Origin of the sequence: Stutzerimonas chloritidismutans AW-1 (genome assembly GCF_000495915.1) — a bacterium.
Lineage (GTDB): Bacteria > Pseudomonadota > Gammaproteobacteria > Pseudomonadales > Pseudomonadaceae > Stutzerimonas > Stutzerimonas chloritidismutans.
In genome coordinates, this window is record NZ_AOFQ01000067.1 from 1 (window position 1) to 8,047 (window position 8,047).

An 8,047-nucleotide genomic window follows, 5' to 3' on the forward strand; every position below is an offset into this window, starting at 1 on the left:
TCAAAACCTGGTGCCTTACCGCTTGGCGACGCCCCTGTAGGGTCAACTTCATTGGTGCCGTTGCAGTCGTACGAACCTTGGGAGGTTATGGCAGGGGCGGCTGGATTCGAACCAACGCATGCCAGGATCAAAACCTGGTGCCTTACCGCTTGGCGACGCCCCTGTAGGGTCAACTTCATTGGTGCCGTTGCAGTCGTACGAACCTTGGGAGGTTATGGCAGGGGCGGCTGGATTCGAACCAACGCATGCCAGGATCAAAACCTGGTGCCTTACCGCTTGGCGACGCCCCTGTAGGGTCAACTTCATTGGTGCCGTTGCAGTCGTACGAACCTTGGGAGGTTATGGCAGGGGCGGCTGGATTCGAACCAACGCATGCCAGGATCAAAACCTGGTGCCTTACCGCTTGGCGACGCCCCTGTAGGGTCAACTTCATTGGTGCCGTTGCAGTCGTACGAACCTTGGGAGGTTATGGCAGGGGCGGCTGGATTCGAACCAACGCATGCCAGGATCAAAACCTGGTGCCTTACCGCTTGGCGACGCCCCTGTAGGGTCAACTTCATTGGTGCCGTTGCAGTCGTACGAACCTTGGGAGGTTATGGCAGGGGCGGCTGGATTCGAACCAACGCATGCCAGGATCAAAACCTGGTGCCTTACCGCTTGGCGACGCCCCTGTAGGGTCAACTTCATTGGTGCCGTTGCAGTCGTACGAACCTTGGGAGGTTATGGCAGGGGCGGCTGGATTCGAACCAACGCATGCCAGGATCAAAACCTGGTGCCTTACCGCTTGGCGACGCCCCTGTAGGGTCAACTTCATTGGTGCCGTTGCAGTCGTACGAACCTTGGGAGGTTATGGCAGGGGCGGCTGGATTCGAACCAACGCATGCCAGGATCAAAACCTGGTGCCTTACCGCTTGGCGACGCCCCTGTAGGGTCAACTTCATTGGTGCCGTTGCAGTCGTACGAACCTTGGGAGGTTATGGCAGGGGCGGCTGGATTCGAACCAACGCATGCCAGGATCAAAACCTGGTGCCTTACCGCTTGGCGACGCCCCTGTAGGGTCAACTTCATTGGTGCCGTTGCAGTCGTACGAACCTTGGGAGGTTATGGCAGGGGCGGCTGGATTCGAACCAACGCATGCCAGGATCAAAACCTGGTGCCTTACCGCTTGGCGACGCCCCTGTAGGGTCAACTTCATTGGTGCCGTTGCAGTCGTACGAACCTTGGGAGGTTATGGCAGGGGCGGCTGGATTCGAACCAACGCATGCCAGGATCAAAACCTGGTGCCTTACCGCTTGGCGACGCCCCTGTAGGGTCAACTTCATTGGTGCCGTTGCAGTCGTACGAACCTTGGGAGGTTATGGCAGGGGCGGCTGGATTCGAACCAACGCATGCCAGGATCAAAACCTGGTGCCTTACCGCTTGGCGACGCCCCTGTAGGGTCAACTTCATTGGTGCCGTTGCAGTCGTACGAACCTTGGGAGGTTATGGCAGGGGCGGCTGGATTCGAACCAACGCATGCCAGGATCAAAACCTGGTGCCTTACCGCTTGGCGACGCCCCTGTAGGGTCAACTTCATTGGTGCCGTTGCAGTCGTACGAACCTTGGGAGGTTATGGCAGGGGCGGCTGGATTCGAACCAACGCATGCCAGGATCAAAACCTGGTGCCTTACCGCTTGGCGACGCCCCTGTAGGGTCAACTTCATTGGTGCCGTTGCAGTCGTACGAACCTTGGGAGGTTATGGCAGGGGCGGCTGGATTCGAACCAACGCATGCCAGGATCAAAACCTGGTGCCTTACCGCTTGGCGACGCCCCTGTATCGTACAACCTGTGTGCTACGCACTCGCTTCCTGCGCCAGTTTTTCAAGGCTTCGGTGCAACATCGAAACGTTACGACCGTGGGCAACGAAACTTGGCAAAGTGTCTGGAAGTTGGCGGCGGACTTTATCAGCCTCGCCTTCGTTTGGGAAGCTCCCAAACACACAAGCTCCAGTGCCAGTCATGCTTGCCGGAACGAATTTGTTCAACAAGCTCAAAGCGTTACGAACTTCTGGATAACGCTTCTCGACTATTGGCTGACAGTCATTATGACCGCCCCCTGCAAGAAGGCTGCGAACTGTAATGGCCGGGGTATTACGTGTCAACTCTGGGTCGGCAAATATTTCCGCTGTACTAACAGAGACTTGCGGCGCGATTACGAGGAACCATGGCTCGGGCAAATCGACCGGTTGCAGGCGCTCGCCAACCCCCTCGGCAAATGCCGCCCGGCCGCGTACGAACACCGGTACGTCGGCGCCCAGGGTCAACCCCAGCGCGGCCAGTCGGTCTTCGCCCAGGTGCAGTTGCCACAGGTGGTCGAGGCCGAGCAGAGTGGTCGCTGCGTCGGAGCTGCCGCCGCCGATGCCGCCGCCCATGGGCAGACGTTTGAGCAGGGTGATATCTGCGCCGAGCGAGCAGCTGCTGGCACGCTGCAGCAGGCGCGCCGCACGGACGATCAGGTTGCTCTCGTGATCGACGCCCGGCAGCGCGGTATGCAGGCGAATCTCGCCGTCAGCACGCAGGCGGAAGCCGAGTTCGTCACCATGGTCGAGAAACTGGAACAGCGTCTGCAGCTCGTGATAGCCGTCTGCGCGGCGGCCGACGATATGCAGCATCAGATTGAGTTTGGCCGGTGCCGGCAGGGTCAGCGTCTGCATTCAGCGGCCCAGCTGGCGCGCTTGCCAGTCCTTGACCACCAGGGTGATCTGCAGGTCGTGGCCTTGCAGGCGGATGCGCTCGGGCAGCGTGAAGCCGTTGTGTTCGCCGTAGGCCAGGTAGTCGACCTGCCAGCCGTCCTGTTCCAGTCGTGCCAGGCGGCTCTCGCTGTCCAGGCTCAGACGGCTGCGGCTGTCCGGCGCAGGCAAGCCACGCACCCACCAGAGCAGGTGCGACACCGGCAGCTGCCAGCCGAGCTGCGCTTCGACCAGGGCCTCCGGGGATTCGGCTTCGAATCGGCCCTGGCCTGCGACTTCCAGAGATACGGCGTCGGGGCGGCCGGTCAGGCGGGTGGCGCCTCGGCCCAGGGGGCCGGACAGGCGAATGTCGAAGTAGTCCTGGCGCTGCAGCCAGAACAGTGTGCCGCTGCCGGATTCCTGCGGTGCGCGAATGCCGATCTTGCCGCTGATCTGCCAGCCATCGACCGTCGCGACCTGGCTGCGATGCTCTTTCCAGGCGGAGGCATTGCCGGGGCCTTCAACCGATTCGCGTGGGCCTAGCCCGGCACAGCCAGCAAGCAGGAGGGCCAGGCAGGGAGCAAGAAGGTTTTTCAACAGGGACATGGGTCAGGGCTTCTCCGATCCGGTCAGCCGTTTCAGCGTTTCGCGCAGGATCTGGCTGTCCGGTTGTAGTTTGAGTGCCTTCGACCAGACCGCGCGGGCCTCGCTGCGTTCACCTTGGGCCCAAAGCACCTCGCCCAGGTGCGCGGCGACTTCGTGGTCGGCAAAGCGTTGCAGCGCCTTGCGCAGCAGCGCTTCGGCCTCGGTCAGATTGCCCAGGCGGAAGTTGACCCAGCCGAGGCTGTCGAGGATCGCCGGGTCGTCGGGGTTGAGCTGGTAGGCCTGCTCGATCAGCTGGAGCGCTTCCTTGTGGCGATCAGTACGGTCGGCCAGGGTGTAGCCGAGCGCGTTGAGCGCCATGGCGTTGTCCGGCTCACGCTCGATGATGAAGCGCAGGTCGCGTTCCAGTTGCGCCAGATCGCCGCGCTTTTCCGCAAGCATGGCGCGGGTGTACAGCAGATTGAGGTCGTCGGGGAAATCGGCAAGCGCCTGCTCCACCAGTTGCCAGCCTTGTTCGGTGCGGTTTTGCTCGGAGAGCGCTTCGATCTCGATCAGGTACAGCTGGATAGCGTAGTCAGGCTGCTGCTGGCGTGCGTCGGCCAGTACCGCGGACGCTTCCTGGTCGCGATTGCCGGAATAGAGCAGCTGGCTCTGCAGCAGTTTCGCTGGCAGGTATTCGTTGCCAGGGCCGACTTGAGCTAGCGCGTCGAGCGCCTTGGCGTTCTTGTCCATCGCCTGATAGGCACGGCCAAGATTGAAGTAAGCCGCGTCAACGTGGCTGCCGCGTTCGATCAGCTCTTCCAGGTACACGGTGGCTTCGCGCCAGGCCTCAGCCTCCATGCAGACCAGCGCCATGGAGAAGCGCAGGTCGTCGTCGGTGGGGTGTTGCTGGACCAGGGTGGCGAACTCGCCCATGGCGTCTTCCAGGCGCTCCTGTTCCACCAGAAGGCGTGCATAGGTCAGGCGCAGACGCTTGTCCTCGGGGTGCTGGCGCAGGCTTCGCTCGAGCAGCGGGATCGCTTCGTCGCTGCGTTGCAAGCTGTGCAGCAGGCGTGCTTCGAGCAGGATCGACGGGATCTGCCGCTCCTTGTCCGGCTGCTTCTGCAGCAATGCCAGTGCTTCCTCGCTGCGATCATCCTGTTGCAGCAGCACGGCCTTGCCGAAGGAGAGCTGTGGATTGTCGGGGTGTTTGACCAACAGCTTGTCGAAGCTTTGCAGCAGACCGGCGCGGGTGTCCGGGTCGGTTTCCGAGGCCGAAAGGGCGAGGAAATCGAAATGAGTGTCGCCCTGGCCCTGCAGAACCTTCTCCATGAACTCGAGCGATTCTTCGTAACGCCCGGCGCGGGCTAGCTGCACGGCTGCGGCGCGCTGCGCGTCGAGACTGTCAGGGGCGTTGCGTGCCCAGATCATTGCGGTATCCAGCGCCGCCTGGTCTGCGCCAAGGTATTCGGCGATACGGAATCCGCGTTCGGCGACGCCGGCGTCCTGTGTCGCATGCGCCTGCTGTACGTAATTGCCCAGGGCAATGTCGAAGCGGTTGCGCTGGCCGGCAAGCTCTGCGACCAGAAGTGCATAGAGGGATTGGCGACTGAACGAGCCGTACTCTGCCGCGTCGCTGGCGGAGCTCTCCTGGGCAGCGTCCTCGACCGGCGGACTGCTTTCGGGGGCTTGCTGCGTGAAGGTCTGGCAGCCGCCGATGAACAGCAGGGCGGCAAGTGCGGCGAGTTTTTTCATAGGGGAAATGTACGGCTGGTGTGCGGTCGCGGCATGATGACACAAGCCGCAGGTCAAGCCCATGGGCCCCGGGAGGCGCGCAGGCCGGTTCGGTAGCTGATTGGCAGTACCAATCGAATCCGACAATCGAGGGCAATGGTTGTTCTCCATCTGACGAAGTAGGAGAATTGCGCGCTCTGTTATCGAATCAGCGATTCTGCATGGCTTTCCTCGCGCTTGGCATCAATCACAAGACCGCTTCGGTGGACGTCCGCGAGCGCGTAGCCTTCACGCCCGACCAGATGGTCGAGGCTTTGCGGCAACTGTGCCGCGTCACTCCGACCCGCGAAGCGGCGATCCTCTCGACCTGCAATCGCAGCGAGCTGTATCTGCAACAGGATCAGGTCGAGGCCGATGCCGTGCTCGCCTGGTTGGCCAATTATCACCGTCTCAGCCTCGACGAGCTCAAGGCATGCGCCTATGTGCATGTCGACGATCAGGCCGTGCGCCACATGATGCGCGTTGCCTCCGGGCTCGACTCGCTGGTGCTGGGCGAACCGCAGATTCTCGGGCAGATGAAGTCGGCCTATGCGGTCGCCCGTGAGGCCGGCAGCGTCGGGCCTCTGCTTGGCCGGTTGTTTCAGGCCACCTTCAGCACCGCGAAGACCGTGCGCACCGACACCGCCATCGGCGAGAACCCGGTTTCGGTGGCGTTTGCCGCGGTCAGTCTGGCGCGGCAGATCTTCAGCAATCTGCAACGCAGCCAGGCCCTGCTGATCGGCGCCGGTGAGACCATCACCCTGGTCGCGCGCCATCTGCACGAGCAGGGTGTGAAGAAGATCGTGGTCGCCAACCGCACGCTTGAGCGGGCCAGCGCGCTGGCCGCCGAGCTAGGGGCGCAGGCGATCCTGCTTGCCGATATCCCGGACGAGTTGCACAACAGCGACATCGTCATCAGCTCCACCGCCAGCCAGTTGCCGATTCTCGGCAAGGGCGCGGTCGAACAGGCGCTGAAGCGACGCAAGCACAAGCCGATGTTCATGGTCGATATCGCCGTGCCGCGGGACATCGAATCGCAGGTCGGCGAGCTGGACGACGTCTATCTGTACACGGTCGACGATCTGCATGAGGTGGTTGCGGAGAACCTCAAGAGTCGCCAGGGGGCGGCCCAGGCCGCCGAGGAGTTGGTCGCGGCCGGCACCGAGGACTTCATGCAGCGCCTGCGCGAACTGGCCGCGGTGGACGTGCTCAAGGCCTACCGGCAGCACGCCGAGCGCATTCGCGACGACGAGCTGAGCAAGGCTCAGCGGCTGCTGGCCAATGGGGGCAGCGCCGAGGAGGTTCTCGTTCAGCTCGCCCGTGGCCTGACCAACAAACTGCTGCATGCACCCAGCGTGCAACTGAAGAAACTCTCCGCCGAGGGCCGCGTCGAGGCGCTGAGCATGGCCCAGGAACTCTTCGCCCTGCACGAGGGCACGGAAAAACCATGAAAGCTTCGCTGCTGAACAAGCTGGACATCCTGCAGGACCGTTTCGAAGAACTCACCGCACTGCTCGGCGACGCCGAAGTCATCAGCGATCAAAGCCGTTTTCGCGCCTATTCCCGCGAGTACGCCGAAGTCGAGCCGGTGATCGTCGCCTATCGCCAGCTGTGCAAGGTTCAGCAGGATCTCGAGGGCGCTCAGGCGCTGCTCAAGGACAGTGATCCCGACATGCGCGAGATGGCCGAGGAGGAGGTTGCCGAAGCCAAGGCCCAGCTCGAGACGCTTGAAGCCAACCTGCAGCGCATGCTGCTGCCCAAGGACCCCAACGACGGGCGTAACGTGTTCCTCGAGATTCGCGCCGGCACCGGCGGCGACGAGGCGGCGATTTTTGCCGGCGATCTGTTCCGCATGTATTCGCGCTATGCCGAGAAGCAAGGCTGGCGAGTCGAGATCCTCTCCGAGAGCGAAGGCGAGCACGGCGGCTACAAGGAAGTGATTTCCCGCGTCGAGGGTGACAACGTCTACGCCAAGCTCAAGTTCGAATCTGGCGCGCACCGCGTGCAGCGCGTGCCGGAGACCGAATCCCAGGGACGCATTCACACCTCCGCCTGCACCGTGGCGGTGTTACCGGAGCCGGATGAGCAGGCGGCGGTGGAGATCAATCCGGCCGAGCTGCGTATCGACACCTATCGCTCCTCCGGCGCCGGCGGTCAGCACGTCAACAAGACCGACTCGGCGATTCGTATCACGCACCTGCCCACTGGCATTGTGGTCGAGTGTCAGGAAGAGCGTTCGCAGCACAAGAACCGCGCCAAGGCCATGGCCTGGCTCGCCGCCAAGCTGCAGGACCGCCAGGATGCCGCGGCGCACAAGGAAATCTCCGAGACGCGCAAGTTGCTGGTCGGCTCCGGGGATCGCTCCGAACGTATCCGTACCTACAATTTCCCCCAAGGCCGGGTCACCGACCATCGCGTCAACCTGACGCTGTATTCGCTCAACGAAGTGATCGGCGGCGCCGTGGAGCAGGTCATCGAGCCGCTGTTGCAGGAATACCAGGCCGACCAGCTGGCCGCGCTGGGCGACTGATCCTTTTCGCTGCGCTCCGCGCTAAGAGCACCTCATGCCAACCGTCGAGTCCTTGCTGCACAGTGCCGATCTCCCTGATTCGCCGAGCGCCAGGCTGGATGCCGAATGGTTGCTCGCTGCCGCCCTGAACAAGTCGACCAGCTATCTGCGCACCTGGCCGGAGCGCGAGGTGCCGGCAGAGTGTGCCGAGCGCTTTGCTGCTGATCTCGCACGGAGGCGTCAGGGTGAACCGGTCGCCTACATTCTCGGGCGCCAGGGCTTCTGGAGTCTGGAACTTGAAGTGGCAGCGGATACGCTGATCCCCCGGCCTGACACCGAACTGCTGGTGGAGACCGCGCTGCAGCTGCTCTCCGCTGCACCGGCCCGGGTGCTCGATCTGGGCACCGGCACCGGCGCGATTGCGCTGGCTCTGGCGACCGAGCGGCCGGCGTGGCAGGGCTGCGGGGTGGGCCG

6 protein-coding genes and 14 tRNA genes are annotated in these 8,047 nt (G+C 62.8%); 3 read left to right on the plus strand and 17 right to left on the minus strand.

The window, feature by feature from the left end; translation table 11 throughout:
* Positions 1 to 88 precede the first annotated feature (88 nt).
* The 17 genes from F753_RS46375 to F753_RS46455 all read right to left on the minus strand — a co-directional run bounded on the left by F753_RS46375 (position 89) and on the right by F753_RS46455 (position 5,046).
* Positions 89 to 163: transfer RNA gene (locus F753_RS46375), tRNA-Gln, on the minus strand.
* A gap of 52 nt (positions 164 to 215) precedes the next feature.
* Positions 216 to 290 (minus strand) — tRNA-Gln (locus tag F753_RS46380).
* 52 nt (positions 291 to 342) lie between these two features.
* Positions 343 to 417: transfer RNA gene (locus F753_RS46385), tRNA-Gln, on the minus strand.
* Positions 418 to 469: 52 nt separating this feature from the next.
* A tRNA-Gln gene (locus tag F753_RS46390) sits at positions 470 to 544 on the minus strand.
* A 52-nt stretch (positions 545 to 596) separates the two neighbouring features.
* Positions 597 to 671, minus strand: a tRNA-Gln gene (locus F753_RS46395).
* Between the two features lie 52 nt (positions 672 to 723).
* A tRNA-Gln gene (locus F753_RS46400) sits at positions 724 to 798 on the minus strand.
* 52 nt (positions 799 to 850) lie between these two features.
* Positions 851 to 925 (minus strand) — tRNA-Gln (locus tag F753_RS46405).
* A gap of 52 nt (positions 926 to 977) precedes the next feature.
* Positions 978 to 1,052, minus strand: a tRNA-Gln gene (locus tag F753_RS46410).
* Between the two features lie 52 nt (positions 1,053 to 1,104).
* Positions 1,105 to 1,179: transfer RNA gene (locus tag F753_RS46415), tRNA-Gln, on the minus strand.
* A gap of 52 nt (positions 1,180 to 1,231) precedes the next feature.
* Positions 1,232 to 1,306 (minus strand) — tRNA-Gln (locus tag F753_RS46420).
* Positions 1,307 to 1,358: 52 nt separating this feature from the next.
* Positions 1,359 to 1,433: transfer RNA gene (locus tag F753_RS46425), tRNA-Gln, on the minus strand.
* A 52-nt stretch (positions 1,434 to 1,485) separates the two neighbouring features.
* Positions 1,486 to 1,560: transfer RNA gene (locus tag F753_RS46430), tRNA-Gln, on the minus strand.
* Positions 1,561 to 1,612: 52 nt separating this feature from the next.
* Positions 1,613 to 1,687: transfer RNA gene (locus F753_RS46435), tRNA-Gln, on the minus strand.
* A gap of 52 nt (positions 1,688 to 1,739) precedes the next feature.
* Positions 1,740 to 1,814 (minus strand) — tRNA-Gln (locus F753_RS46440).
* A 19-nt stretch (positions 1,815 to 1,833) separates the two neighbouring features.
* Positions 1,834 to 2,694 (minus strand): 4-(cytidine 5'-diphospho)-2-C-methyl-D-erythritol kinase, encoded by an 861-nt coding sequence (ispE, locus tag F753_RS46445; RefSeq protein WP_023446924.1) that lies wholly within the window; start codon positions 2,692 to 2,694, stop codon positions 1,834 to 1,836.
* Positions 2,695 to 3,315: a lipoprotein insertase outer membrane protein LolB gene (gene lolB / locus F753_RS46450; RefSeq protein WP_023446925.1), complete on the minus strand. Its 621-nt coding sequence runs from the start codon at positions 3,313 to 3,315 to the stop codon at positions 2,695 to 2,697.
* Between the two features lie 3 nt (positions 3,316 to 3,318).
* The gene (locus tag F753_RS46455; protein WP_023444074.1) at positions 3,319 to 5,046 is read right to left on the minus strand and encodes a tetratricopeptide repeat protein; all 1,728 of its coding nucleotides are present in this window, start codon (positions 5,044 to 5,046) and stop codon (positions 3,319 to 3,321) included.
* 200 nt (positions 5,047 to 5,246) lie between these two features.
* On the opposite strand from F753_RS46455, the gene hemA reads away from it, so the two are divergent.
* The 3 genes from hemA to F753_RS46470 form a co-directional block, all read left to right on the plus strand.
* On the plus strand, positions 5,247 to 6,515 hold the full coding sequence (gene hemA / locus F753_RS46460) for a glutamyl-tRNA reductase (protein ID WP_014819346.1): 1,269 nt from the start codon (positions 5,247 to 5,249) through the stop codon (positions 6,513 to 6,515).
* On the plus strand, positions 6,512 to 7,594 hold the full coding sequence (gene prfA / locus F753_RS46465) for a peptide chain release factor 1 (protein ID WP_011914265.1): 1,083 nt from the start codon (positions 6,512 to 6,514) through the stop codon (positions 7,592 to 7,594). Before hemA ends, prfA begins: the two co-directional genes overlap by 4 nt.
* A gap of 34 nt (positions 7,595 to 7,628) precedes the next feature.
* Positions 7,629 to 8,047, plus strand: a 419-nt coding sequence (locus tag F753_RS46470; RefSeq protein ID WP_023446926.1) for a HemK/PrmC family methyltransferase, incomplete at its 3' end; no start/stop codon positions are given.

What these genes read in the sequence shown, in the direction of transcription:
- ispE (WP_023446924.1), bottom strand. Translation starts at nt 2,694, where the DNA reads ATGCAGACGCTGACCCTGCCGGCACCGGCCAAACTCAATCTGATGCTG.
- prfA (WP_011914265.1), top strand. Translation starts at nt 6,512, where the DNA reads ATGAAAGCTTCGCTGCTGAACAAGCTGGACATCCTGCAGGACCGTTTC.
- lolB (WP_023446925.1), bottom strand. Translation starts at nt 3,315, where the DNA reads ATGTCCCTGTTGAAAAACCTTCTTGCTCCCTGCCTGGCCCTCCTGCTT.
- F753_RS46455 (WP_023444074.1), bottom strand. Translation starts at nt 5,046, where the DNA reads ATGAAAAAACTCGCCGCACTTGCCGCCCTGCTGTTCATCGGCGGCTGC.
- hemA (WP_014819346.1), top strand. Translation starts at nt 5,247, where the DNA reads ATGGCTTTCCTCGCGCTTGGCATCAATCACAAGACCGCTTCGGTGGAC.